This window comes from Alcaligenes sp. 1735tsa3 (assembly GCF_024134565.1).
Lineage (GTDB): Bacteria > Pseudomonadota > Gammaproteobacteria > Burkholderiales > Burkholderiaceae_B > Alcaligenes > Alcaligenes phenolicus.
In genome coordinates this window covers 178,629-204,662 of the sequence record NZ_CP099862.1, presented here as the reverse complement: position 1 = coordinate 204,662, position 26,034 = coordinate 178,629, and the positions used below count along the sequence as shown (strand labels likewise).

The window sequence follows — 26,034 nt, the reverse complement described above, 5'->3', positions numbered from 1 at the left end:
CGTCTAGCCTAGGCCCTGCACAGGCGACGCGCCAGATCGTACACAATATCCAGAGCCGGCAATTGCGTACGGCCCGACAGGCGCACCAAGGCATAGTGACCGGACAAGGATGAAGAGAACAGGCCCAGCGGCACCAGATCACCAGCATCAATATCGCGCCGTACCGCCGCCAGCACACTCATCAAGACCATATCGCTATCCAGCACCACGTCGCGCTGAATGCTGAAGCTATCACAACAAAAGCGTACAAAGCTGTCGGGATGGCCTTGGGCGCCAAACTCGGCAATCAGACGGTCGGTCAAATCATCACTGATCACGGAGCAGGCCACGGGATACTGGCTGATCGCAGCAAAGTCCAGCGACTCCAGCTGCAACAGCGGATGGCCTTTGCGTACCAGCATATCGCCTTGCATGGCGGGCAAATACTCAATATCCAGGCCACGCACATCGGTCACCGCGCTGACGTCCAGCACCACCATATCGTAGCGTTCCCGGCGCAAACCTTCGATCAGTTCCAGCGTGCGGCCAATCACCGCGTCCACACGCAAACGCGGGTACTCGTCCAGCAGCGCCACCATGCACGGATGCAGCAAGACCGCAGCGGGGGTCGAACTTAAGCCTAAACGCAGGCTGCCTGCGTCCTCGCCCTGAAGCAAGGCCAGCTCGCGCTGCAAGGCACGGCCTTCCTGCAAAACCCGGGGGGCTCGCTCCAGCAGTACCCGACCATAAGGCGTCAAGAAAATGCGCTGACTGCTGCGATCAAACAGCGGCACACCCAGCTCCTGCTCCAGAGCCTGAATGCTACGGCTCAAGGCAGACTGGCTTAAGTGGACAGCTTGCGCGGCCCGGTGAAACGTACCGTGTTCGCAAACGGCCACAAAGTGCCGTAGCTTGCGAAAGTCCATGCTTGTCCCCTTGCTGACGCTTGAACCGGCTTATGCACAGACCGCATCAACTTGATGATTTTTTGGCGTTTGAGCCGCGCATTGTACCTGCATAGAATGGCTTGGCCACTTGGATGGCCCTACAAAAATACCGGAGACAAACATGACTGATTCCCCAACGCCGCTGGGTACACGCCGCCGCTTTTTGAAAACCACCGGACTGCTGTCGCTGGCGGGTATGGCCCCTTCCCTGGGACGTCAGGCCTTCGCAAAAACCGCTCCCGGTCCGGGCACGGCTCAAGATATCATCATGGCCGACGCGTTGACTCTGTCGGGCTGGATCGCACAACGCCAAGTCTCCTGCCGCGAAGTGATGGTGGCCTATCTGGACCACATCGACCGTGTGAACCCCAAGGTCAACGCCATTGTGTCCCTGCAAGAGCGCAGCGGCCTGCTGGCCCAGGCCGACAAGCGCGATCAGCAACTGAAAGCAGGTCAGTACATGGGCTGGATGCACGGCATGCCCCAGGCACCCAAAGATCTGGCGGCCACGGTCGATATTGTCACCACCAGCGGTTCACCGATTTTCAAGGACTATCTGCCCAAACAAGATGCCATTGTCGTGGAGCGCGTGCGGCAATCCGGTGCCATTCTGATCGGTAAAACCAATACCCCGGAATTTGGCCTGGGGTCGCACACCTACAACTCCGTGTTCGGTACCACCGGCAATGCCTACCAGCCCGATCTGTGTGCTGGCGGCAGCAGTGGCGGGGCCGCTGTGGCCCTGGCCACCCGCATGTTGCCCGTCGCTGATGGCAGCGACATGATGGGCTCTCTACGCAACCCCGGTGCTTTCAACAACGTCTACGGCTTTCGCCCCTCCCAAGGCCGCGTGCCCTATGGCCCGTCCTCCGAAGTGTTCTTCCAGCAAATGGGCTACGAAGGCCCCATGGGCCGTACCGTGTCCGACCTGGCCATGCTGCTGTCCACCCAGGCCGGTTTCGATGCTCGCGCCCCGCTTAGCATCGGTCAAGACCCACAACAATTCGCCGGGAAACTGCAACGCGACTTCAAAGGCACCCGGATTGGCTGGCTGGGCGACTACAACGGTTACCTGCCTATGGAAGCCGGCATCATGGACCTGTGCCAAAACGCATTGAAGAGCTTTGAAGCCATAGGCTGCACCGTTGAAGCGGCCCAGCCCGACTACTCCATGGAGCAGCTATGGCAAACCTGGCTGACGCTGCGCCACTTCACCGTAGCCGGAAGCGCACAGAGCCTGTACGCCAAACCGGAACTGCGCGCCCAAATGAAGCCTGAGGCGATCTGGGAAGTAGCGGGGGGCCTGAACCTGAGCGGGGCGCAGGTCTATCAAGCCTCCATCAACCGCAGCAAATGGTACGAAAGCCTGCGCAAGCTGTTCCAGACCTACGACTATCTGGTGCTGCCTACCGCCCAGGTCTTCCCCTTTGCTGGCACCACCCACTGGCCTGGCGAAATCGCCGGGCGCAGAATGGACACCTACCACCGCTGGATGGAAATCGTGATCGGCGGCTCTCTGGCAGGGCTGCCCGTCATGAACGTGCCTGCGGGCTTTAACGAAGCCGGATTGCCCATGGGCTTGCAGATCATGGGCCCTGCCCAGGCCGATATGGCGGTGCTGCAGCTGTCCTACGCCTATGAGCAGGCCACACAGTGGGTGCAAAAGCGTAAACCTGCCTTGCTGACCTAAGCAAAGCTGATTACACACCATCCATTTACAAAACCTGACGTTTTTAACTGTTTCAAAAACGCAAAACGATAGACGCCTAAAAACTCCATACCTAAGATAAGCAGAGCGGTCCGAATCCCAGACCGGCAAACACAGAACAGGAGTAGCACGATGGGTATTATCTCCATGATTATTGTGGGCTTTATCGTAGGCTTGCTGGCACGAGCCATCATGCCTGGCGATCAAAAAATGGGATGGATAATGACCACCATCCTGGGTATTGTCGGCTCCTTTGTCGCAGGCTACCTGGGACAAACCATGGGCTGGTACGTGCCTGGTGAAGGCGCAGGCTGGATCGGTTCCATTGTGGGTGCCATCATCGTCCTGTTTGTCTACGGACTGGTCAGCAAGAAAGCGTAAAACGCCGTATAAATACAAAACAGCAGCCTTGCAGCTAATGTGATTGGCGATCCGAAACCTCACCACACACGGCTGCAAGGCTGCTACACAACAATTTGCTAGTCTGCATGAGGCTCGATTCGCCGATACCTGTCGATACGCGACTCTGACTCACAGAAAAAATAGACAATAAGTCATTGACCGCCAGCGCGTGAACACAAAAAGCCTGACGCTCCCGGAGCCAGTCATGCCCTACACCATCACCTTGAGTCGCATTTACGACGCCGTCCATGAGCCTGCCGGCAAAGCGGCCCGTGTACTCACAGACCGCCTCTGGCCACGCGGCCTGAGTAAAGACGAATTGGGCGACATCCAGTGGCTGCACGAGGCCAGCCCCACAAGCGAATTACGCAAAAGCTTTCATAAGGGCGATATTTCGCCCGAGCAATTCCAGCGTCGCTATCAGGAACAGCTCAAGCACGACCCTGATTCCTTGCTCTCCTTGATGAAGCTGGCTCGCAAAGGCGAACTGCAATTGCTAACCGCCACCCACGACCCGCAAACCTCGTACCTGACGGTGCTCAAACAGGCTGTGATTCAGGCTTTGCTTGAAGAAGATCGCATACACGACGGCAATGAACCCAGCTCGCCGGTTTGCTATGCGCACTTAATGAAAGATGAAAAGAAATAATCCGGGGTTTGTTATTCCTGCGCCTGCCCGACAGCGTTAGCATTCGGCCCATTACGCGCCCCCAGCAAACGCTGCACCAAGCTCTGCACACAGGTCTCCCGCCGCGAATCCGGCGCATAGTCTGAACGCAAGGTAGACCAGGTCGGATGTATCCGTGCCTGCGCCAGTTCCTCCGGCAGGCCTTGCGCCCGCCAGACATTCAATTCCCGCTGCAAGGCCTGATCGAAATTCTCGGCATCAATCTCGCCCAGGCGAATCGGCGTCTGTGCGGCATGACCGCGCCGCTCCAAAGCCGCAATCAAGCTTAGCTGCCGCACAGCCAGCAAACGCAGCACGGCATCATCCACGCTAAGTTCCGTCTCGCCCCGCAACTTGCCCATCAAACGCTGGCCCCACTTATCCGCGCCTTGCCACAAACCACCGGCCAAGGCGCCCAGCACCGTCCCGGTTCCCAGGCTCAGGCCACCTGTCATCACATCCAGCGTGGCGCCTGCCATGGCACCTGCGGCCACACCCTTGCCCAACTGCACGCCAAATTCCTTCAAAGCCTGGGGATCAAACAAGTCCATGCCCCAACGGCCGCCCTCGAAATGCAGCAAATCCGCCACTACATCCTGACGGCCAAAGCTGTAGCGCTTGAGCAAAGCCTGCACACTCTTGGCCTCGCGGGCCAACACCGGCTCCCTTAACTGTTGCGCGGCCAGCTCCATGGACTCCTTGTCCGAGGGTGTACTGACACGCCAGGCCGCCACATCAATCAACAGCTCTGCCAGCAAGCGCAAGGCATCCCGCCGCCGCAATGCTGCCTGCTGCGCCAAATCCACCTTCAACTGCTGCAACACCCCAGCATGCGTCTCCAGCAGCACCGCCAGCTTGTCGTACAGCAAGGCCTCGCCATCCAAAGCCGGTGCCACCGTATCGAATTCCGCCAAGGCATGCAGACCCAAGCGTGCCAAGGCACTGCGCCATTCCTGCACCCGCGCCTGCGGACTACGAACGAAATTGAGTACAGGCAGCAAAGGCCGCCCGCTATAGGCCAGCAAGGTCAGCTCGTCCTTATGCTTGCTCAAGACCGGATCGCGCGCATCCACCACATACAAGCCTGCATCGCAGGATTGCAGCTTGCGCAACACGCGCGCTTCTTGTTCGAAACGGCCCTGTGCCGCTGGGGATTCCAGAAAACGACGTACCCGCTCTGGCCCATCAATACGTTCACCGGCTTGGCTGAGCTGATCCATGAAATCCAGCAAGGCCATGCTGTCTTCCAGACCAGGGGTGTCGAACAGCTCCACCAAAGCCTCGCCGTCCACCGTCAGCCTGGCGCCTTCCACATGCCGTGTGGTGCCAGGACTATTGCTGACCTGGCCGAACTCCGTATCTCGCGTGAGAGTACGCAGCAAAGAGGTCTTGCCCGTATTGGTGTGACCCACCACCGCCAGCGTCAAAGCCGCAGCACTCATGATGGCTCCTTCAAAGACAAGTCAGGCCATTGATCGTGAATCTGCCCAGGCGCAAAGCCTGCCGCCACCAAACGTTCATGCCAGCTACGACGACGCGTTTGATCCGGGTCGGCCAAAGCTTCATCCAACAACACCACATCGGACTGCTGCGCCAATTGTGCCCATTCAACCAGCGTTGCCACCACCCCGCGATCCGGCGTCTGAGCGGCATCACAGACCATCAACAAATGACGAGGACTGGCAGACTGCAAGCGGCCCAGAATATCCAGACGCTCGGCCCGCGAGTCCACCCGCCCCAGATCCTGCATCTGCGCCTGCATGAAAGCAGGGGGCCAGCTATGTTCTGGTGGCAGCTCCAACCCCACCACACACAAGGCATTCGCCTCCAAGGGAGGGTGGGTGTCGTTTTGAATACGGGCCACTCGATCGGGCGAGGCCAGCTCATCCACACCGGTGGGCTCACTAGCGGGCATCAGGCGCGGGCGCAGCTCCGCCAAACCCGGCAAGCTGTCATCCAGCGTCAGACGCGCTGTATGTCTGCGCCATTGCCACAAGCTCCAGCCCAGAGCCAGCACGCGGGGGATCAAACCATAGGTCACCACGGCACCCAACAGCCAGCTGGACCACAGGGCCTGAGCCTGGGCATCGAGCATTTGCAGGCCATCGCTGCTACGTATGGTGAGGGTATCGGGCAGGGCAAAGCCCAACAAGGAAGGCAGGGCGCCCAGGCCTTCAACCAGCCAGACAAAGGTATCCGGCGTCAAAAGCGTGGTTTCCCAATTGAAGTGATAGCGGCGTGAGGCCAGCAGTAGCAGCAGGGTACTCAGGGCCGACAAAAAGGCCAGCACCCACAAGCTATGGCTGATCAGACCGGCCAACCAGGATTGGCTGCCCCGGCGCGCCAGCACGGCGGCAAAAGCCTGGGGAACCAGACTGGCGTCGCCTTTGACGAAGCGGCGACTGAGCCACCACCAGGCATCACCGGCCCAACTGCCTGTGCCGCTACTTTTGCCCGACCAGGCCAGGCTGAACAACCAGAAAATAAAAGTCAGTAGGTGCAGACCCAGCAACGCACCCAAAGCCGTCACTACATTCACGGCTCGACTGCCATCGCCCAATGCACCCGCGGCTGTCCCGGCCCCGGCCAGCAAAGCCAGCACCGCCATGGCAATCAATAGAAGGCGGGCAACACGCCACCAGCGCGTCCAGGCTTGTTCCAGCCCATCGCGTCGCGCCAGCGCCAAGGCCCGAGCCGACACACGTTGGGCAAAGGAGCCGCCTGCAGCCCGCGCACGGCGCGATTCAGACAGGTCTTCAACAGGCCCCCACAGGGTCTCGCGCAAACGTATGGCTTCAACCAGAGTTTGCTGCTGCCAGGAGCCGACGGATTCAGACGGTTTCATGGCACTGGCCATCACTTAAAGAAGTACAGGTTCGTCAGGCAAGGCATTGACTGCCGCCACGCCTGGAGTCTGCGCCGGAGCGCCTTGCTGCAAGACGGTTTCAATCGCGCTGACAGCGGCCAGCAAACCAGACAAATACTCACGCGAGGCCAGATCTTTTTCCAACTGCTGACAGATCTGTGTCCATTGAGCCTGATCGGCCTTGATGCCCCGGTCTGCAATGATGTGGATACGGCGCTGACCCAAGGCCAGATACAGCAAGACACCGGAGTTCAAGGGTGTGTCCCAGACACGTAAACGACCGAAGACTTCAAGGGCACGCTGGGCGCTATCGGCTTCATGGGCGGGCAAAACCGCTTCAATCGCCACGACCAGTTCACCACTATGGTTCTCTTCACCCTTGCGGATCTGCTCAGCCAGATGGCCCAACATTTCAGCATTGAAATGACGACGGCGCAGCCATTGGCCTTGCACCGATGCCCAACCCGACAATTCTTTCCAATTCACACTCATGTCGCTCCCCTGTGGCCTTACCAACTACCGGAAGCGCCACCGCCTCCGCTACCGCCACCACCGCCGCCGCTGCCTCCGCCAAAACCGCCGAAGCCACCACCACTGCTGCCGCCATTCCCGCCAAAACCACCGGAGGAATAACCACCCAAGCCGCCAATGACACCACCCCGGCGCGAGGCACGCCCGGAACTGGACTTGCCGCCTGCCCCAAAGAGTCGGCCAATCATGCTCAAGCCTGCACCGACAACAGCGGCAAGCAGGGCCAGGCCAATACTGCCCGACACCACCAGCGTGAACACACCAGCAGCAAAGGCGGCAAACAAAGGCGAAGCAAAAAATACAATCGCGCCTACAGCCAGCAAAGGCTCCCAGAACACGCCTTCTTCACCCGACGAGGTGACAGGGGCATTTTTAGGAGGAGGGGGAAGCTCTTCGCCGTTGACCAGACCCACCAGACTGTCGGCTGCGGCCTGGATACCGGCATAGAAGTTGCCTTCGATAAAACGAGGCGTCATCTGTTCGCGGATGATGCGCCCCGCCTGCAAGTCCGTGACCGCGCCTTCCAGACCATAGCCGGTCTGGATACGCATGCGGCGATCATCCTTGGCCACCAGCAGCAAGATGCCATCGTCCACTTTCTTGCGGCCAATTTCCCACTGATCAAAGACACGCAACGCGTATTGTTCGATGGTTTCTTCGCCTGTGGTAGGTACCATCAGAATCACGACCTGCGCGCCCTTTTCCTGTTCCACGGCTTTGAGCTGCTGGTTCAGGGCGTCTTTTTGATCCGGGCTAAGGGTGCCCGTGGTATCCGTTACCCACCCTGCAATGGCAGGAACAGGTTCAGGTTTGGCCTGCGCCTGCGTCCAGGGCCAGCACAGCAATAACAAGGCCATCAACAAACCACAGGCCCAGGCCAGCCTGCCAGAACGTGCAGACCCAGGCCCAGCAGTCAGTGCAAGATCGTGCACGTTCATGACTCCACCTCCAGAATTAATCAATACCCAGCAGGAGCGGGGGTCGCAGGAATATCAAACTTGACCTCGGGGTCACGCGTGATTTCGCTTTGACGATCCACACCGTAGTTTTCCTTTACCTTGTAGCCAAACAGCTTGGCGGTAATCAGGGTAGGGAACTGACGGATGAACAGGTTGTATTCCTGCACCGTCTGTACATAGCGGCCACGTTCGGTGGCAATACGGTTTTCCGTGCCTTCCAGCTGCGTCATCAAGTCGCGGAACAGGCCATCGCTTTTCAGTTGCGGGTAGTTTTCCGACACGGCGATCAGACGCGATAGCGCCGAAGACAACTGATTCTGGGCTTCCTGAAAGCGTGCCATCACTTCGGGGTTGTCCAGATCATCCACTTTCATCTGAATGGTGCCAACCTTGGCGCGCGCCTCGGTAACCTGCGTCAGCACCGCGCGCTCGTTCACCATATAGGCATTGACCGAGCTGACCAGCTTGGGCACCAGTTCGGCGCGGCGCTCGTATTGATTCAAGGTTTGCGACCAAGCGGCCTTGACCTGCTCGTCCAGGCGCTGGATCTCGTTATACCCACAACCCGACAGCAAAACCGCCACGCTGCTGATAAAGACCCATCGTATCCATGATGTCATGATTTTTTTCCTGCAAAAATAAGCAGATAAACAACAAAAACGGGTTACGACCCATTTGCTCGGGCACGTGCCAAACAGAGCCCGGCGGTCCGTGCACGCCAAGCGTAAACCGCGTACCGCAGCATAACAAGTACGTCTATGGCGGCGCTTAACAATTTCTGTCAAATCCGGCAGGGCAATCCGCCTGACCGTTTACGTTTGAAGCAGGTTGTTTTAACGCTACCGCTCAAAATGATACAAGATGGTCAATGAGGATTTTTACTAATTTCACGCTATAATGGCAGATTGCGCAGCGCACCAATCACTGCGCCTCTTGCAGCAGGCGGCGTTCTTGCCCCTGCCGTGGCATTGTCGCCATAACAAAACACCTTAGCCTGGATTGGTAGGGCCCCAAAGAGGGCTTTTGGGCTAGTCACTGGAAAATTCTTGGACTCTCAAATCACTTTTGCCTCTCTTGAGCTGGCAGAACCTCTGTTGCGTGCTGTAACCGACGCAGGCTATACCCACCCCACCCCTATTCAAGCCCAGGCCATCCCCAAGGTCATTGAAGGTGGCGACCTGTTGGCTGCCGCTCAAACCGGCACCGGCAAGACCGCAGGCTTTACCCTGCCTATCTTGCACCGTCTGCTGAACAACCCTCAGCAAAACCGTAAACCAGGCCGCCCGCGTGCGCTGATCCTGGCCCCTACCCGTGAACTGGCCGCCCAGGTTGAAGAATCGGTACGTTTGTACAGCCAGCACACCCGTCTGCGCTCGATGGTCATGTTTGGTGGCGTGAACATCAACCCCCAGTTCCATGCGCTGCGCAAGCCCCTGGACATTCTGGTAGCCACTCCTGGCCGTTTGCTGGACCACGTGCGTCAACGCACCGTGGACCTGACCGGCGTGGAAATCCTGGTGCTGGACGAAGCCGACCGTATGCTGGACATGGGCTTTATCCGCGACATTCGCAAGATCATCAGCCTGATGCCGGTTGATCGTCAGACTCTGCTGTTCTCGGCGACTTTCTCGGACGAAATCCGTGAACTGGCCCGTGGTTCGCTGAACAACCCTGACGAAGTGGCCGTTGCTGCCCGCAACACCACCAACGAACTGATTACCCAGCAAGTGATTCTGGCTGACCAGGCACACAAGCGTGACCTGCTGAGCCACATCATTCGCGAAAGCGGCTGGAACCAGGTTCTGGTGTTCTGCCGCACCAAGCACGGCGCCAACCGTTTGGCCGAAAAACTGTCCAAGGACGGTATGGCCGCTGAAGCCCTGCACGGCAACAAGAGCCAGGCGGCTCGTACCCGTGCGCTGGCCGGCTTCAAGAACGGCAAGGTTGTGGTACTGGTTGCCACCGACATCGCCGCACGTGGTCTGGACATTGATCAACTGCCTTACGTGGTCAACTTCGAACTGCCTAACGTTCCTGAAGACTACGTTCACCGCATTGGCCGTACTGGCCGTGCCGGTAGCGAAGGCGTGGCCCTGTCGCTGGTAGATCGCAGCGAAATGCGTTTGCTCAAGCAGATCGAGCGCATGACCCGCAATCCTATCGAGCGCATCGTGGTGGAAGGCTGGACGCCTCCTTCGCGCGCTGCTCTGGCTGAAGAAGCCAAGGAAGACACCTACGCGGAGCGCCGCTTCAACAGCGCTCCTGGCGCTCGTGCTCCTGGTGCCCGTCGCTCCAACAGTGGTGGCCAAGGTCGCTCCGCTGAAGGCCGTGGTGGTAATGGCGAGAGCCGCCCACGCCGTCCTGGCAACGACAACCGCCCACGTCGCAGCGCCGCTCCTGGCGGTGCAGGCGGTGGCGCAGCCCGTGCCGGCCAAGGTCGCCCCGGTGGCCGTCAGGACAGCCGCGGCCCGAACCGCAGCAACCGCAGTTCCGCACAAGCCAAAGCCTAAACCCTGCAAAGGGGCTGTGCCTGCCAAAGGCGGGCACAGCGCCCGCCTTTGAACCGAGCACACCATGGCACTGAGCACCTGGCTCGCCTTTTTCGCGGCTTCCTGGGTTATTTCGTTTTCACCTGGCCCAGGTGCGATTTCCTCCATGTCCTCCGGCCTGAAATACGGCTTCAAGCGTGGCTACTGGATGGCGATAGGCCTGAATATCGGGATCATGATCCAGATATTCATCATCAGCCTGGGATTGGGCCAAGTCCTGGCGCGCTCGGAACTGGCGTTCACCACGCTTAAATGGTTGGGTGCCGCCTACCTGATTTATCTGGGCTGGAAGCAATTGCGCACCGACGCCATGCCGGTGCAGGTCACAGGTCAGGAACCCAGCGACTTTCGTATTCGCGATTTGTTGATACGGGGTTGCCTGATCAATATCACCAACCCCAAGGGTCTGGTATTTTTGCTGGCCATCATGCCCCAGTTTCTGGACTTGAATCGGCCCATGCCGCTGCAATACCTGCTGATCGCCATGACCCTGTGCTTTACGGATCTGGTGGCCATGGGTTGCTACACGTCGCTGGCCGCTCGCATGTTGCATTTGCTGCGTCAGGCCAGCCATGTACGGCTGCTGAACCGCGTGTTCGGTTCGCTATTTATTCTGGCAGGGACGGTATTGGCCAGCGTGTCGCGTTAGCCTTGTGCACGCATCAGCTTGCCCCCAAGCCCTGCTTTACGGATAATTCGCTCACTGTTTTCCACGCGCCAGACCGGCGCTGCCACAAGGATTTTCAATGTCGTCCGGTGACATACGCTCTGAAGTCAAGAAACGCCGCACCTTTGCCATTATTTCTCACCCTGACGCGGGTAAGACCACACTGACAGAAAAACTGCTGTTGTTCGCGGGTGCGATTCAGATTGCAGGTAGCGTCAAGGCCCGTAAAGCCAGCCGTCACGCCTCCTCGGACTGGATGGAAATTGAAAAGCAACGTGGTATTTCGGTGGCCTCCTCGGTCATGCAGATGGAATACCGCGACTGCGTGATCAACTTGCTGGACACCCCCGGTCACCAGGACTTCTCCGAAGACACCTACCGTGTGCTGACCGCCGTGGACGCCGCCTTGATGGTGATTGACGCGGCCAACGGTGTGGAACCGCAAACCATTCGCCTCTTGCAAGTGTGCCGGGCCCGCAATACGCCCATCATCACTTTCGTGAACAAGCTGGACCGCGAAGTTCAAGAGCCGCTGGATGTGCTGTCGGAAATCGAATCGCACCTGGGCATGGAAGTAGTGCCGTTTTCCTGGCCTATCGGGATGGCACGTCGCTTTGGCGGTGTGTTCAATCTGCGCGCCAACCATATGCGTGTGTTCAAGCCTGGTCAGGAACGTCATGGCGAGGATGAAATCATCCCCGGCCTGGACAATCCCGTGATTGCCGAACGCTTTGGCGAGCCCTTTGCAAAGGCTCAGGAAGAAATCGAGCTGCTCAATGCTGCAGCGCCCGAATTCGACCTGGACCTGTTCTTGCAAGGCAAGCAAACCCCTGTGTTCTTTGGTTCGGCCATCAATAACTTCGGTGTGCAGGAAGTGCTGGACGCACTGGTTGACCTGGCGCCTGCTCCTGGCCCACGCGCCGCCTTGCAGCGCGAAGTACAGCCCGATGAGCCCAAGTTCAGTGGTGTGGTGTTCAAGGTGCAAGCCAATATGGACCCCGCCCACCGCGACCGTGTGGCCTTTGTGCGCGTCAGCTCCGGCCATTTCAAGCGCGGGATGAAACTGAAAGTGTCGCGTACCGGCAAGGAAATCCGCCCCAATAACGTGGTGTCCTTCCTGTCGCAACGCCGTGAACTTCTGGACGATGCCTTTGCTGGCGACATTATCGGTGTGCCCAACCACGGCATCCTGCAATTGGGTGATGTGCTGACCGAAGGCGAAAACCTGCAATTTACCGGGCTGCCTTTCTTCGCCCCCGAACTGTTCCAGTCCATTGAGGTCAAAGACCCATTGCGCACCAAGCAATTGCGTACCGGCCTGACCCAGCTGGGTGAAGAGGGCGCCATTCAGGTGTTCCGTCCCCATATGGCAGGCGGCATGATGCTGCTGGGCGCGGTTGGCCAACTGCAGTTTGAAGTGGTGGCCCACCGCCTGAAAACGGAGTACGGTGTGGAAGCGCGCCTGTCGTCCAGCCGCTTCAATATGGCTCGCTGGGTAACAGCCAAAGACCCCAAGGACATGAAGAAGTTTATCGAGACCAACGCGGGCAATATTGCCTATGACGTGGTCGAGGCCATTGCCTTTTTAGCAACCTCGCCTGCGCAGTTGCGCGTGGCTCAGGAGCTGAATCCAGGCATTGAATTCCACGCATTACGTGAACATGGTGGACACGTTTTCGGGGATGCCGTCTAATTCTGTCACAAGAGCAGGGCCGACATTTCGCTACAATGACGGCTCTTTTCTTTTAATTACGCGCATCCGGCCGACCGGATTGCCCCTGATTCAACCGAGACATCGCTTATGCCCTGGCGTTTTATCATTGCTGTCTTGCTGCTGGCCGCAGGTGCTTCAGTGTGGGGCGGCCTGGAACTGGGGAACTGGCTAATCGCGCACGGCCCTGAAAAGTCCATGGCGGTCAGCACCCCCGACCCGTCAGACTTGCCTACGCTCGATGCCGATGGCAAACCCTTTACCGCGCAACCGCCGCAGCCTTTACCCAATGGTCGCCTGGGAGTGCCACAAGCACCCACACCGATCGCTTGGGAAATCGACACGTCCACGCTGACGGAAGAAAAGCCACCTATTGCCTTGGCCACCACGTCCATTTCGCTGGAGCAGGCCATTCAAATTGCCATGACCGAGCAGAACCGGGAGTTGCAAGGGATTGCTCGTGTGAACCTGGGCGGCCCCGAGCCTATCCAGCCGGTAGATGTAGGCACGCCCCCACCACCGCCACCACAGGATATTCAAGTGGCCGGCAACAATAACGGTGCCTGGCAGGCACAACTGCAGCAAGAGTTGAATGCCTGTAGCCAAAAAGGCTTTTTCGATCGCCCAAGTTGTTCCTGGGATGCTCGCAACAAGTACTGCGGTCCCAATAATGCGTGGGGCAAAGTTGCAGGCTGTCCTAGCAAATCCTTCTGATATTCCCGGGCTCAGGCTTGACCCAGTCATTGTCAAGCCCATGCCCGGTGGGATCGCCTCACCGCGTCCGCGTATATAAAAAAGGTATGTCGTCAGGTTGGGTCGCCTTCCTGTCTTTTTCTGTGCGTAATAACCGCCAGTAGCAAGCAAATCAATAATTCCAGACGGAGACCGGGGAACGGACACGCACTGTCCTGCTCAACAACGGCATGGGATCACTTGGGAACAGATGGTCAGGCCGCTTGTTTTAGCGACCTCAAGCTTTGTACCCAGAAGTCTTTACAGCCGATACCTCTGACCAGATCAGCACGTCCGAGAAGAGGTGCGGCTGTTTGTTTTCATATCAATAAGTGGAGGGCACTTTATGTCTGGAGCATTACAAGAAAGCCGCTCAGCACGTTTTGCAATGCGCTGTGCAAGTTGGGCTGAACGCTGGTTCCCGGATTCGTGGGTATTTGCGACCCTGGCCGTACTGATTGTGGCCGTGGCCGCCCTGGCTATCGGCGCACCTGTGACCGCAACCGCCAAAGCATTTGGCGACGGTTTCTGGAGTCTGATCCCCTTTACCATGCAAATGGCCTTTGTGGTGATTGGCGGATATGTGGTGGCCAGTTCCAAACCGGCTTCCCGCCTGATTGATATTTGTGCTGCCGTGCCGCGCAACGGACGTTCCGCCGTGGCTTGGGTCGCCCTGATCTCCATGGCAGCCTCCTTGCTGAACTGGGGCTTGAGCCTGGTATTTGGCGGCTTGCTGGTCAAGGCTTTGGCCCGCCGTACCGACCTGAAGATGGACTACCGCGCAGCTGGCGCAGCCGCCTATCTGGGACTGGGCGCCGTCTGGGCATTGGGTCTGTCGTCGTCGGCTGCGCAGCTGCAAGCCAACCCTGCCAGTCTGCCACCCTCCATCCTGGCCATTACAGGCGTCATCCCCTTTACGGAAACCATTTTCCTATGGCAGTCGGGCATCATGCTGCTGGTCCTGGTTGTCGTCTCCCTGATCGTGGCCTATGCCACCGCACCCAGCGACGCCAGTGCAAAAGATGCGGCGGCCTGCGGTATTGATCCTACGGTTGTCCTGCCTGAGACACCCAAGCCACAACGTCCTGGCGAATGGCTGGAGCACAGCCCCTTCCTGATCCTTGTACTGGTCGCGCTGGCCGGTGGCTGGTTGTGGCAAGAATTCGCTACCAAGCCTGCGATTCTGGCGATCTCAGGCCTGAACACCTATAACCTGTTGTTCCTGATGGCAGGCGCCTTGCTGCATTGGCGTCCTCGCAGCTTCCTGGAAGCTGTGTCTCGCGCCGTGCCCACCACCACCGGGGTGCTGATTCAATTCCCGCTATATGGCTCGATTGCTGCCATCATGACGACGGTACAAGGCTCGGGCGGGGAAACCATTGCCCACCACATCTCCGAATTCTTCGTTCGGATTGCCTCGCACGATACCTACGCGCTGCTGATGGGCGTGTACTCGGCCGTCCTGGGTTTCTTCATTCCTTCGGGCGGTGGCAAGTGGATTATTGAAGCCCCTTATGTGATGCAGGTAGCCAATGACCTGCAATATCACCTGGGCTGGGCCGTACAGATCTATAACGCGGCCGAAGCACTGCCCAACCTGATCAACCCCTTCTACATGCTGCCCTTGCTGGGTGTGCTGGGCTTGAAGGCGCGAGATCTGATTGGTTTTACCTTCGTGCAACTACTGGTCCATATTCCCGTAGTGCTGCTGCTCTTATGGGGCCTGGGGCAGACCTTGGCGTACTTCCCGCCGATCCAGCCCTAGCATCCTGATACCGAAGCCGTACGATAGCCATAAAAAAACACCCCATAGCACTGGAGCTCATCCAGGCTATGGGGTGTTTTGCATTCCAGAGCAAGCCGCTTATGTCTTGTCGGCATCACACCAGCAAGAACTGTGTCGCTTACTCGTCGTGGTCGCCCATCTGCGATTGCAGGTAGTTTTGCAGACCCACTTTTTCGATCAGCTCCAGCTGTGTACCCAGCCAATCGATGTGCTCTTCGGTATCGTCCAGAATCTTCAAGAACAAATCACGCGACACGTAGTCGCGGGTGGACTCACAGTACTCGATAGCCTCTACCACGGTCTGACGGGCGGCCTGTTCCAGCTTCAGGTCACAGCCCAGCAGTTCAGGCACGTTCTCACCGATCATGATCTTGTGCATGTCCTGCAGGTTGGGCAGGCCGTCCAGCATGAAGATACGTTCGATCAGCATATCGGCGTGCTTCATCTCGCCGATGGACTCGTCATACTCGTGTTTGCCCAGCTTGTTAAAGCCCCAATGGTTCAACATGCGAGCGTGCAAGAAGTATTGATTGATTGCTGTTAGTTCGTTCTTTAGCTGCTTGTTCAGATGCTGAATTACCACTTTATCGCCAAACATGCTGTTCTCCTGTAAATCTGACGGCGCTCCCCCCAAGGAGCCGCCGAGCCCCCACAAATGCTGCTCACGCCACAGATCGCACGCAGGCGCGATGCAGGCAAAAACACAGTGGGGGATGAATGTGACAGGCTACCATGCACGCATGTGCCATGGCTTAAAAAACAGCTAAACACCCAGAAAGCGTTGCACTTTTGGGTTAGTAACAGGACCAATAACAATCATTCCCACTAGCAATAGCGGGAATGGAAAATCCTGATCAAAAACACGCGCTTAGGCGCGGCAAACAAGACGGCCGAACTCAGGGGCAGGAATCAGGCTGTCGTTGGCAGCGTAATCCACCCGGGCGGTTTCAAGACTGGCAATCATGGTCTGATTGGCATAGCGTCCGCCGGGCAAATAGTCCTGAGCCGTCTCCGCGCAGCAGCCACAGCAAGACGCCACGCCAAGCTGACCTTGCAGGTCTGCCAGGCTGGAAGCGCCGCCACGTACTGCTTCTTGTACTTGACGCTCGGTGATCGCGTTACATATGCAGATAAACATGAGAACCATTATTATCAAGAAACCTAAAAATATCAAGAGTCATTCTCATTAAGAACTGTCTTACCTCGATATGGCCTTGGGAATGGCTTGCAGCCTGCCTTTGCGGTCTTGGTCTGAAAACGACAGTCGCATCAATTCTGCAGTAGATGGTCCATCAACAAGCGCGCGGCGGGCGACAAGCTATAGCGGCTACGCACGCACAAGGCCACGCGGCGTGAGGTCCAGGGCTCCTTGATCACGCACAAGGCCAGGCCCAGGCTTTGTACATAGGATTCGGCCACAGAACGCGGCAACACGCCAATTCCAAGCCCCGCCTCAATCATGCGGCACTGGGCATCGTAACTGGTCACCTGCACGCGGCAACGCCAAGTGCGCTCCAGCTCGCTGGCGGCGCGTAACAGCAACAGATTGGGGTGACTGCCGGTATGCATACCTACGTAGTCAAAATCCAGCGTGTCGGCAAAGGCCAGTTCTCCCCGTCCTGCCAAAGGATGGGTAGCAGGCACCAGCAACACCAGCTCGTCCTGGCGATAGTCGTAGTACTCCACCTCCGCACTGCCTACACCGCGTATCAGCACGCCCAGATCGGCATTGTTATCGGCCACCGCCTGGGCCACTCCCGCACTGATACGTTCCTCCAGCGACACCCGCACTTTGGGATGCCTCGCCATAAAGGAGCTCAAAGCCTGCGGCAAAAACTGCGTGATGGACGACAGGTTGGCCGCAATCCGCACGTGCCCGGTAGCCCCGCCGGCAAAGTCACGCATCAACGCGCCCATGGCATCCATATCGTCCAATAGGCGCTGGGACATGGCCGCCAATGATTTGCCCGCTGCCGTTGGACACACACCCTTGTTGCTGCGCTCGATCAGGGCCGCGCCCAGTTGCTGCTCCAGATCGCTCAGGCGCTTGCTGACCGCGGCAGGCGCAATATGAAACTGCTCGGCCGCCCCCGAGATGGTGCCGCGTTCCAGCACCAATAAAAACAGCCGTAAAGATTTGGGATCGATGTTCATAAGCCAGTATTCCATCCTAGGAAGGGCGGGTCGACAAGCACTCTGCCATCATCAATTGCGATAGCACCATCGCAATTTGACGCTGTACTCACGTCATTAGCGATGACAGACTACGCACATAATACGGAACCTGATTATTTAAGTCAGGAATAGAGAGTGAGGGGAGAAACAAGATGCGCGACAGCGACAATCTGAAAGGGGGCTTTGACGGCACCCTGCCCATGGGGCAACAACCGGCTTTGGTCGTTATCGATTTTCAACGCGGCTTTACCGAGCCTGGCTTGACGCCACTGGCCTCGAACTGCGACAGCCAGATCGAACAAACCAACACCCTGATTCGCGCCATGCGTGGCAAGGGTCGCGTTATTTTCACCATCATCGGCTACGAAGCCCATCTGGCCGACGCCAATCTGTGGCTGACCAAGGCCTCGTCCTTGCGCTGCCTGCTGCGTGGTTCGCCTGCCTGTGAGCTGGACCCGCGGCTGGACTACGACCCCGAACAAGACATCATCCTGTACAAGACCCAGGCTTCCGCCTTTTACGGCACGCCGCTGCCCGCCTTGCTGGCCCATCAGGGCTGCGACATGCTGATTGTGGCCGGTGCCACCACCAGCGGTTGCGTGCGTGCCAGCGTGGTGGACAGCTTGCAGTCGGGATTTGCCCCGTTCGTGGCTGAAGATGCGGTGGCTGACCGCTCGGCAGCCCAACATCGCAGCAATCTGATCGATATGGCCAGCAAATACGCCGAAGTCCTGCCCTCGGCAGACTTGATCGCTCATCTACACACGCTTTAAACGCGCAACAAAAAAAGAAACCACAGGAGACTCTCATGAAAAAAGCCCTGACAGCGGCGATGGCCGCCTGCACCCTGGCGCTGGGCATCTCGCCCGCCCAAGCCCAAGAAGTTGAACTGACTTTCTCAACCTATTTGCCTCCGGCCTACGAGTACGCCTGGAAACCCATCGAGAACTTCGTTCAGACCGTGGAAAAAGAAAGCCAGGGTCGCATCAAGATCAACGTGTTCCACTCCGGTCAGCTGTTCGATGGCTACGAGGAGCTGCCAGCCTTGTCACGCGGTGACGTGGATATCGTCAACATGACCAGCACGTACCCCAGCGGCACCGTGCCAGCGCTGAACATCTTTACCCTGCCATTCCTGTTTGACAGCACGGCCCACCTGAAGCGTGCCCTGGATCAAGGTCTGTTCAAGCTGGGTGCCGAGCAGGAACTGCGTGACACCCACGATGCCGTGGTGCTGGGCCTGGCCCCTTGGGACCCGTACGAGTTTTACAGCCGCAAGGCACCGATCAACTCGGCCGCGGACATCAAGGGCAAAGTCTGGGCATCGACCAGCTCCATGGACGCACGCGCCCTGCAACTGCTGGGGGGCTCACCTACCGGCATGCCATCTTCCGAGCTGTACCTGGCCTTTGACCGTGGCGTGATCGACGCCACCCCACGTCCCTTGCTGACCGGCATTGGCCGCAACCTGTATGAAGTGGCCAAGTACCTGTCCATCGCCAACTTCGGTATTGATGTGTCCGTGCTGACCATCAACCGCAAAAAGTGGGAATCCCTGCCCCCTGATCTGCAAGAGATCATCAGCAAGGCCGCCCACCAGCGCGACGAAGAACAGTTTGAGCGCGTGAACGCCTTTATAGGCCAGGCCCTGCAACGCTACGAGCAAGCCGGTGTGACCATCAACCGTGTTGAGCCCGCTCAACTGGCCGAAATGCGTCAGCAAACCCAAGCCGCCATTGATGAATGGAGCAAGCAGGTTGAGAACGGTCCCGCCTATCTGGAACTGATCGAGAAAACCCGCCAGCCCTGATCACGCGTGACTGCGCGCCGGACCACAAACCGGCGTGCATCCCTCGTGTGGAGACACCATGAATCCACTTATTCATTTTCTGGGCGCATTTGCGCGCGGTAGCAATCGGCTCGCCATTCTGGTGGCCGAAGTTGCACTGGCCGCTCTGATGATCGCCTGCACCTATGGCGTCATTGCACGCTACGTCTTTAATAGCCCCAGCATCTATATCACCGAAGTATGTGTGTATTTGCTGCTGGTCTGCTCCTGGCTGTCCATCGGCTGGGTTCACCTGGAAAACCGCCACGTCAGCGTGGAAGCCTTCCATATGCGCTTCTCGCCACGCGGCCAGCGCCTGGCCACCTGCATTTCGCAGCTGTGCATCTTGTTCTTCTGCCTGGTGCTGTTGTGGGCCGGTATTTCCGTGGTGGAAACAGCGATTGCCCGTAACTACCGCTCGGCCTCCATGCTGCGCTTCCCCCTGTGGATTGCCTACGGCATGATCCCGCTGGGCGGCACCTTGCTGGGCCTGGCTACCCTGCGCCAACTGTTCATTCCGAACAGTGTGGAATCCAACGACAGCATCAAGGAGTTCTGACATGGATTCCATGCTCATTTTCAGCCTGATGATGGCCTGCTTTGCCATCCTGATGGTTATCGGCACCCCCATTTTTGCCGCACTGGGTGTTGCCAGTATTTCCGGCATTCTGATGAAATCCGGCCTGGGCGGCCTGGACGTCATTCCCGCCACTTTGCACCGAGGCATGGCCAGCTATTCCCTGATCGCCATTCCGCTGTTCATTCTGATGGGTGAGGTCATTGCCCGCACCAGTATTGGCGGCAAACTGTATCAGCTGTTCTATCTGTGGCTGAACCGCCTGCCCGGTGGTTTGGCTGTAGCCAGTGTGGGCAGCTCGGCCGTTTTCGGCGCCATGAGCGGGGTCAGCGTGGCGGGTGCCGCCACGATTGGTCGCTTTGCCATTCCAGAAATGCTCAAGCGTGGTTACTCGCCCAGCCTGTCTGGCGGCACGATTGCTGCGGCCGGTGCCCTGGCTTTGCTGATTCCACCCAGCATTGGCTTTGTGCTGTATGGCGAAATGGCGGATCAATCCATCGGCAAGCTGTTCATTGGTGCCTTGCTACCCGCCTTGATGGTCACCGTCATGATGGTGATCTATGTCGCTCTGGTTGCGATATTCAAGCCAGAGTCCGCACCGCGCAATTCGGAAGTCGTTACCTGGGCACAGAAACTGGCCGCCCTGAAAGACATCTGGGCTGCTTCCTTGCTGATTCTGCTGGTGCTGGGCACGATCTATCTGGGTATTGCTACTCCGACAGAGGCGGCCGGTATTGGTGCTGCAGGGGCATTCATCATTGCCATTGCCTACAAGGAAATGAACTGGCGCACGGCTTTGCAGATCCTGCGCTCCACCGCCGTCACCAGTGGCATGATTTTGCTGATTCTGGCCGCAGCGCTGCTGTTTGGCTACATCATGACCCGCTTGATGATTCCGCAAAAGCTGGTGGCCCTGATTACGGCATCGTCTCAGCCTGCCTGGGTCATTCTCCTGTTTGTGCTGTTGTTCCTGATTGTCGTGGGCATGTTCCTGGATATTGTTTCTCTTATCCTGATCACCACACCTGTTTTACTGCCTGTAATTGTGGCGCTGGGCTACGATCCATTATGGTTTGGCATTGTAATGATTATTGCCTGCGAAATGGCCGTCATTACGCCGCCGGTGGGTTTGAACCTTTATGTGATCAAGGGCATTGCCCCACAAATATCGCTACAGCAGATTACACGCGGGGCTCTGCCCTTTGTGGCACTGGAAATTTTGGCGATTGTTATTTTGACAATCTTCCCCGAAATCATTCTTTGGTTACCCAGAACGCTTTAAAAAATAAAACCCGCTTCATGCGGGTTTTTTTAATTTTCCATCCACGTTTTTTACGATGGCAGCATAATATTTGATTGCTTTTCTACTTTCTTTTTCTATCCCAGAATCAATAACTGGAGGAAACAGAAATGGATAAGAACAGCTTTACCGAACCCCCGCTCAAAGGCATCAAAGTCCTGGAGCTGGGTTCCTTGATTGCCGGCCCCTATGCCGGCAGCCTGCTGGCCCAATTCGGGGCCGATGTCATCAAGATCGAACCGCCCGGCAAGGGCGACCCGCTGCGCCGCTGGCGGCAGTTGCACAAAGACACCTCCCTGTGGTGGCGCGTGCAAAGTCGCAACAAGCGTTCCATTGCGCTCGATCTGCGCCAGCCCGAAGGCCAGGAGATTGCTCGTGAACTGGCCCTGCAAAGCGATATCGTCATTGAAAACTTCCGCCCCGGCGTGCTGGAACGCTGGGGCCTGGGCTGGGAAACGCTGCACGCACTGAACCCACGCCTGATCATGGTGCGCGTCTCCGGTTATGGGCAGGACGGCCCCTACCACCGTCGCCCCGGCTTTGCCGCCATCGCAGAATGTATGGGTGGCCTGCGTTATGGCACCGGCTATCCGGATCGCCCCCCTGTGCGAGCCGGTGTCAGCCTGGGCGATACGTTGGCCTCGCTGTACGGCACCATAGGCGCGCTGCTGGCCATGCACCATCTGCGCCAGGAAGGCGGGCAGGGCCAAATGATTGATGTGGCCTTGTACGAATCTGTCTTTGCCATCATGGAAAGCCTGATTCCGGACTATCAACTGAACGGTCATCAACGTGAACGCACTGGCGCCAGCTTGCCCGGTATCGCCCCTTCCAACACCTATCCCACCGGCGACGGCAAATGGGTGGTGATTGCGGCTAATAGCGATGCCATTTTCATTCGTCTGATGCAGGCTATGAGCCGGCCCGATCTGGCCAACGATCCGCGCCTGTCCGACAACGCCGGACGCGTGGAACACAGCGCCATGCTGGACCAGACTATTGGCGACTGGACAGGCGCCCGCAGTCTGGAAGAGGTACTGAGCGTGCTGGATCAGGCTGAAGTCCCCAGCGGCAGCATCTATACCGCCGCCGACATTCTTGATGACCCGCATTACCAGGCCCGCGGCATGCTGGAGAAACACACCTTGGAGGATGGCCAGGAACTGACCATACCCGGCATCGTCCCCAAGCTAAGCCGCAGCCCCGGTGCCACCCAATGGTTAGGGCCGGAGTTGGGTGAACACACAGACAGCATCCTGCAAGAACTGGGCATGAGCCCGGAGCGCCGCCAAGCTCTGCGTGAACAAGGAATCGTGGAATGAGTACCGTGTTATTAACTGATGTCACCTTGCGTGACGGCCTGCAAATTGTGCCACGCTGGGTGCCTACGCCGGACAAGCTGCGTATCGCGCAAGCACTGCCCCGATGCGGCGTGCGCAAGATAGAGCTGACGTCCTTTACCTCGCCCAAAGCCATCCCATCCCTGGCGGATGCCGACGAGCTGGCTCGCCTGACCGCGCGCGAGCCCCAAGTCTGCTACACCGCCCTGGTTCCCAATCTGCGCGGTGCACAGCGTGCTTTAGCTGCCAATATGGACGAGCTGAACTTTGTATTTTCGGCCTCTGAAGCGCATAACCAGGCCAATCTGCGCATGAATATTGCGCAATCACTGACCCAGCTGGAGCAAGTGCTGGAAGCGGCGGGCAAAACGCCAGTCAACGTGTCCCTGTCCACCGCTTTTGGCTGTCCCTTTACCGGCGCCGTCGCCCCCACGCACGTGATTGCACTGATGCAGCAAGTGCAGCGCATGGGAGCCAGCTCCGTCAGCCTGTGCGATACCACCGGCATGGGTTCGCCCGTGGATGTAGAACGCCTGACTCAGGCTGCCTTGAGCTTGTATGGTGAACAAGGCGTCACCGGCCATTTCCATGACACCCGCGGGCTGGCTCTGGCCAATGCCTGGGCCGCGTATCGCGAAGGAGGGCGTCGGTTCGACGCAGCCTTGGCCGGTTTGGGCGGTTGCCCTTACGCCCCCGGTGCCAGCGGCAATGCCAGCCTGGAAGATCTGGCGCATATGTTCCAGATCAGCGGTGTGGAAACAGGCTTGAATCTGGAAGCGCTCCAGCCTTTGGCTGAAGAAATCGCGGCTCTGACGCACGAGCCTATACAAAGTCGCCTGCACAAAGCCGGGCCAGCCTACGCCTTGAAGGTGTGCCAACCATGAGCACGGCCCGCACCCTTTTTCAAAAGCTCTGGGATGCACATCGCGTTGCGACGGTAGACGATGAGCATGATCTGATCTACATAGACCGCCAGTTGTTGTACGAAGTCACCAGTCCACAAGCCTTCGAGAGCTTGCGCTTGGCCGGACGCCAAGTGCGTCGCCCGGAAACTGCGCTGACCACGGTGGACCACAACGTGCCCACGCGCCGCCGCAATCAGCGTCTGGAAGATCCGTTGGCGCAGGCACAGATCGACCAGATGGAGATCAATAGCCGGGAGTTTGGCCTGCGCTACTTTGGCCTGGATGACGAGCGCCAGGGCATCATCCACGTGATCGGACCCGAGCAGGGCATGACCTTGCCCGGCTCCAGCATCGTGGCAGGAGATTCCCATACCAGCACGCATGGTGCGTTTGCGGCCTTGGCCTTTGGCATTGGCACCTCCGAAGTGGAGCATGTTCTGGCCACGCAATGCCTGGCCGCAAAACGCATGCGCAGCCTGCAGGTCGATGTGCAAGGTGAATTGCCTGCCACCAGCACCGCCAAGGATCTGGTCCTGCACATCATTGCCCGCCTGGGTGCGGATGGAGGACGGGACTGTGCCATCGAATTTACCGGCCCCGCCATCCGTGCCTTGTCCATGGAAGGGCGCATGACCTTGTGCAATATGGCGATCGAAGCGGGGGCCCGTATTGGTCTGGTCGCTGTGGACGACAAGACCCTGGACTATGTGCGCGGCCGCCCCTTGGCACCAAAAGGAGAGGCATGGGACAAGGCAGAGCAGTACTGGCGCACGCTGATCAGCGATGAAGGCTGCCAATACGATCAGCACTTGCTGATCGACGCCACGCAGGTTGCCCCCACAGTCACTTGGGGCACATCGCCCGACATGGCGGCGGCCATCGACCAGCTTGTACCTGATCCATTAGCCGCTGCCACGGGCAAACAAGCTGATGCCCAACGCGCCTTGGACTATATGGCTTTGCAGGCCGGGCAGCCGCTGGCAGGCATCACCATAGACCGGGTTTTCATCGGTTCCTGTACCAATGCCCGTATTGAAGACCTGCGCAGCGCCGCTGCCATGATCAAAGGCAAACGCGTGGCCAGCACAGTGCTGCAAGCTTTGGTTGTACCCGGCTCGGGACTGGTACGTCGTCAGGCCGAGCAGGAAGGCTTGGACCAGATTTTTACGCAAGCCGGTTTTGAATGGCGCGAGCCGGGCTGCTCCATGTGCCTGGGCATGAACGAAGACCGCCTGAACCCGGGCGAGCGCTGCGCCTCCACCTCCAACCGTAATTTCGAGGGCCGGCAGGGCGCCTTGGGACGTACACACCTGATGAGCCCCGCCATGGCTGCTGCCGCTGCAATTGCGGGCCATCTTGTTGATATCCGTAACTGGGACGCCGCATGAACACACCTTTTACTTCCGTGCGCTCGCGCGTGATTGCGCTGGACCGCGCCAATGTAGACACCGACGCTATCTTACCCAAGCAGTACATGACATCCTTGTCGCGCACTGGCTTTGGACAATATGCCTTCGACAACTGGCGGTACGCGGATATTGGCTACCCCGGCAAGCCACTGGCCGAGCGTAAGCCAATCAACAGTTTCTGCCTGCATCAGCCGCATGCACAAGGCGCCCGCATTCTGCTGGGACGCGAGAATTTTGGCTGCGGGTCCAGCCGTGAACACGCGGTCTGGGCGCTGAAGGACTTAGGCATTGCGGTGCTGATCGCCCCTTCATTTGCCGACATCTTCCGCAATAACTGCTTTAAAAACGGCATATTGCCCATCCAGCTGGCTACGGAGCAAATTGATGGTTTATTCACCACAGCTACACAAAATCCGTGGGATGAATGGACGGTAGATCTGGAGGCCTGCATGTTGATCGGTCCCAACCAGCACATCCGTTTCCAGGTGGAGTCTGAACGCCGCCACCGCCTGCTGCTGGCGCTGGACGATATCAGCGTGACAGAGCAAAAAATGAATCAGATCCAGGCTTACGAACAACGGCGCCGGGAACAGGAACCCTGGTTATTTAGCTAAGCATGATAGATAGAGGGGCAGCGGCGGAAGGGGACTTTTGCCGCTGCCTGCCTCCCGCCCTGGCAGTCGCAGTCGCAGTCGCAGTCGCAGTCGCAGTCGCAGTCGCAGTCGCAGTCGCAGTCGCAGTCGACAAGTATCGAAACACAGCTCAAGCCTGTTCAAGTCACAAATAGAAGAATTTCTTGAGCCGCTCCCTTATTAGCCAGGAGCCATCACCGCTCCTTTGCCTTCCCCTCGCCAAGCAAAGATCACCTGTTCTTGCCAAAACTGTTCCATGGGACGCACTCCCACCCTCGTGTCAGACGAGGCCTCTATTTTGCTCAAAAATCCCTCTGAAACCCTGATTCCGGCGCAGTTTCGGAGCGAAATCGACTACTCCGCC

The 26,034-nt window shown here is 58.2% G+C and carries 25 protein-coding genes; 16 read left to right on the top strand and 9 right to left on the bottom strand.

Annotated elements, in window-relative coordinates; all coding sequences use genetic code 11:
* Positions 1-8: 8 nt before the first annotated feature.
* The gene (locus NIZ92_RS00890; RefSeq protein ID WP_009460224.1) at positions 9-905 is read right to left on the bottom strand and encodes a LysR family transcriptional regulator; all 897 of its coding nucleotides are present in this window, start codon (positions 903-905) and stop codon (positions 9-11) included.
* 142 nt (positions 906-1,047) lie between these two features.
* On the opposite strand from NIZ92_RS00890, the gene NIZ92_RS00885 reads away from it, so the two are divergent.
* From NIZ92_RS00885 to NIZ92_RS00875, 3 genes are all read left to right on the top strand, one after another.
* Positions 1,048-2,616 carry an amidase gene (locus NIZ92_RS00885; RefSeq protein WP_254002545.1) on the top strand — a complete coding sequence of 523 codons (1,569 nt, stop codon included), beginning with the start codon at positions 1,048-1,050 and terminating at the stop codon, positions 2,614-2,616.
* Between the two features lie 150 nt (positions 2,617-2,766).
* Entirely contained in the window at positions 2,767-3,015 is a 249-nt protein-coding gene (locus NIZ92_RS00880; protein ID WP_026483834.1) for a GlsB/YeaQ/YmgE family stress response membrane protein, read from the top strand.
* 226 nt (positions 3,016-3,241) lie between these two features.
* The gene (locus tag NIZ92_RS00875; protein ID WP_083055238.1) at positions 3,242-3,685 is read left to right on the top strand and encodes a DUF488 domain-containing protein; all 444 of its coding nucleotides are present in this window, start codon (positions 3,242-3,244) and stop codon (positions 3,683-3,685) included.
* A gap of 11 nt (positions 3,686-3,696) precedes the next feature.
* Here the strand turns inward: NIZ92_RS00875 and NIZ92_RS00870 are convergent, their stop codons facing one another.
* Genes NIZ92_RS00870 through NIZ92_RS00850 form a run of 5 tightly spaced genes read right to left on the bottom strand, consistent with a single transcriptional unit; the run spans position 3,697 to position 8,679 of the window.
* The gene (locus tag NIZ92_RS00870; protein WP_035268640.1) at positions 3,697-5,145 is read right to left on the bottom strand and encodes a DUF3482 domain-containing protein; all 1,449 of its coding nucleotides are present in this window, start codon (positions 5,143-5,145) and stop codon (positions 3,697-3,699) included.
* Positions 5,142-6,548: a DUF2868 domain-containing protein gene (locus NIZ92_RS00865; RefSeq protein ID WP_254002544.1), complete on the bottom strand. Its 1,407-nt coding sequence runs from the start codon at positions 6,546-6,548 to the stop codon at positions 5,142-5,144. Before NIZ92_RS00865 ends, NIZ92_RS00870 begins: the two co-directional genes overlap by 4 nt.
* A 15-nt stretch (positions 6,549-6,563) precedes the next feature.
* Positions 6,564-7,061 (bottom strand): TPM domain-containing protein, encoded by a 498-nt coding sequence (locus NIZ92_RS00860; protein WP_035268642.1) that lies wholly within the window; start codon positions 7,059-7,061, stop codon positions 6,564-6,566.
* A 17-nt stretch (positions 7,062-7,078) separates the two neighbouring features.
* Complete coding sequence (locus NIZ92_RS00855) at positions 7,079-8,038, bottom strand: YgcG family protein (protein ID WP_239054975.1); 960 nt, start codon at positions 8,036-8,038, stop codon at positions 7,079-7,081.
* 20 nt (positions 8,039-8,058) lie between these two features.
* Positions 8,059-8,679 carry a LemA family protein gene (locus tag NIZ92_RS00850; protein WP_009460247.1) on the bottom strand — a complete coding sequence of 207 codons (621 nt, stop codon included), beginning with the start codon at positions 8,677-8,679 and terminating at the stop codon, positions 8,059-8,061.
* 426 nt (positions 8,680-9,105) lie between these two features.
* Between NIZ92_RS00850 and NIZ92_RS00845 the strand changes: the two genes are divergently transcribed.
* The 5 genes from NIZ92_RS00845 to NIZ92_RS00825 all read left to right on the top strand — a co-directional run bounded on the left by NIZ92_RS00845 (position 9,106) and on the right by NIZ92_RS00825 (position 15,483).
* Positions 9,106-10,569 carry a DEAD/DEAH box helicase gene (locus NIZ92_RS00845; protein WP_254002543.1) on the top strand — a complete coding sequence of 488 codons (1,464 nt, stop codon included), beginning with the start codon at positions 9,106-9,108 and terminating at the stop codon, positions 10,567-10,569.
* A 64-nt stretch (positions 10,570-10,633) separates the two neighbouring features.
* Positions 10,634-11,257: a LysE family transporter gene (locus NIZ92_RS00840; RefSeq protein ID WP_009460249.1), complete on the top strand. Its 624-nt coding sequence runs from the start codon at positions 10,634-10,636 to the stop codon at positions 11,255-11,257.
* A 97-nt stretch (positions 11,258-11,354) separates the two neighbouring features.
* Positions 11,355-12,968: a peptide chain release factor 3 gene (locus NIZ92_RS00835; protein WP_035268647.1), complete on the top strand. Its 1,614-nt coding sequence runs from the start codon at positions 11,355-11,357 to the stop codon at positions 12,966-12,968.
* 108 nt (positions 12,969-13,076) lie between these two features.
* Positions 13,077-13,700, top strand: a complete 624-nt coding sequence (locus tag NIZ92_RS00830) for a hypothetical protein (RefSeq protein ID WP_254002542.1) — start codon at positions 13,077-13,079, stop codon at positions 13,698-13,700.
* Positions 13,701-14,064: 364 nt separating this feature from the next.
* Positions 14,065-15,483: a short-chain fatty acid transporter gene (locus NIZ92_RS00825; protein ID WP_035268650.1), complete on the top strand. Its 1,419-nt coding sequence runs from the start codon at positions 14,065-14,067 to the stop codon at positions 15,481-15,483.
* A gap of 139 nt (positions 15,484-15,622) precedes the next feature.
* Here the strand turns inward: NIZ92_RS00825 and bfr are convergent, their stop codons facing one another.
* The 3 genes from bfr to NIZ92_RS00810 all read right to left on the bottom strand — a co-directional run bounded on the left by bfr (position 15,623) and on the right by NIZ92_RS00810 (position 17,658).
* Positions 15,623-16,102 carry a bacterioferritin gene (gene bfr, locus NIZ92_RS00820; protein WP_035268652.1) on the bottom strand — a complete coding sequence of 160 codons (480 nt, stop codon included), beginning with the start codon at positions 16,100-16,102 and terminating at the stop codon, positions 15,623-15,625.
* A gap of 270 nt (positions 16,103-16,372) precedes the next feature.
* Entirely contained in the window at positions 16,373-16,660 is a 288-nt protein-coding gene (locus tag NIZ92_RS00815) for a (2Fe-2S)-binding protein (RefSeq protein WP_254002541.1), read from the bottom strand.
* Between the two features lie 113 nt (positions 16,661-16,773).
* Complete coding sequence (locus NIZ92_RS00810; RefSeq protein ID WP_254002540.1) at positions 16,774-17,658, bottom strand: LysR family transcriptional regulator; 885 nt, start codon at positions 17,656-17,658, stop codon at positions 16,774-16,776.
* 173 nt (positions 17,659-17,831) lie between these two features.
* Between NIZ92_RS00810 and NIZ92_RS00805 the strand changes: the two genes are divergently transcribed.
* From NIZ92_RS00805 to leuD, 8 genes are all read left to right on the top strand, one after another.
* Entirely contained in the window at positions 17,832-18,452 is a 621-nt protein-coding gene (locus NIZ92_RS00805) for an isochorismatase family protein (protein ID WP_026483844.1), read from the top strand.
* Between the two features lie 35 nt (positions 18,453-18,487).
* A complete protein-coding gene (locus NIZ92_RS00800; RefSeq protein WP_035268657.1) occupies positions 18,488-19,489 on the top strand; it encodes a TRAP transporter substrate-binding protein in 1,002 nt (333 codons plus the stop codon).
* A gap of 58 nt (positions 19,490-19,547) precedes the next feature.
* Positions 19,548-20,066 carry a TRAP transporter small permease gene (locus NIZ92_RS00795; RefSeq protein ID WP_026483845.1) on the top strand — a complete coding sequence of 173 codons (519 nt, stop codon included), beginning with the start codon at positions 19,548-19,550 and terminating at the stop codon, positions 20,064-20,066.
* 1 nt (position 20,067) lies between these two features.
* Positions 20,068-21,366 carry a TRAP transporter large permease gene (locus NIZ92_RS00790; RefSeq protein WP_060186550.1) on the top strand — a complete coding sequence of 433 codons (1,299 nt, stop codon included), beginning with the start codon at positions 20,068-20,070 and terminating at the stop codon, positions 21,364-21,366.
* A gap of 128 nt (positions 21,367-21,494) precedes the next feature.
* A complete protein-coding gene (locus tag NIZ92_RS00785) occupies positions 21,495-22,706 on the top strand; it encodes a CaiB/BaiF CoA-transferase family protein (RefSeq protein WP_060186551.1) in 1,212 nt (403 codons plus the stop codon).
* Entirely contained in the window at positions 22,703-23,608 is a 906-nt protein-coding gene (locus NIZ92_RS00780; protein WP_254002539.1) for a hydroxymethylglutaryl-CoA lyase, read from the top strand. The genes NIZ92_RS00785 and NIZ92_RS00780 overlap by 4 nt, the downstream gene beginning before the upstream one ends.
* Positions 23,605-25,017: a 3-isopropylmalate dehydratase large subunit gene (gene leuC / locus NIZ92_RS00775; RefSeq protein WP_254002538.1), complete on the top strand. Its 1,413-nt coding sequence runs from the start codon at positions 23,605-23,607 to the stop codon at positions 25,015-25,017. The genes NIZ92_RS00780 and leuC overlap by 4 nt, the downstream gene beginning before the upstream one ends.
* Positions 25,014-25,652, top strand: coding sequence for a 3-isopropylmalate dehydratase small subunit (gene leuD, locus NIZ92_RS00770; RefSeq protein WP_254002537.1), 639 nt, complete (start codon positions 25,014-25,016; stop codon positions 25,650-25,652). Before leuC ends, leuD begins: the two co-directional genes overlap by 4 nt.
* Positions 25,653-26,034 lie beyond the last annotated feature (382 nt).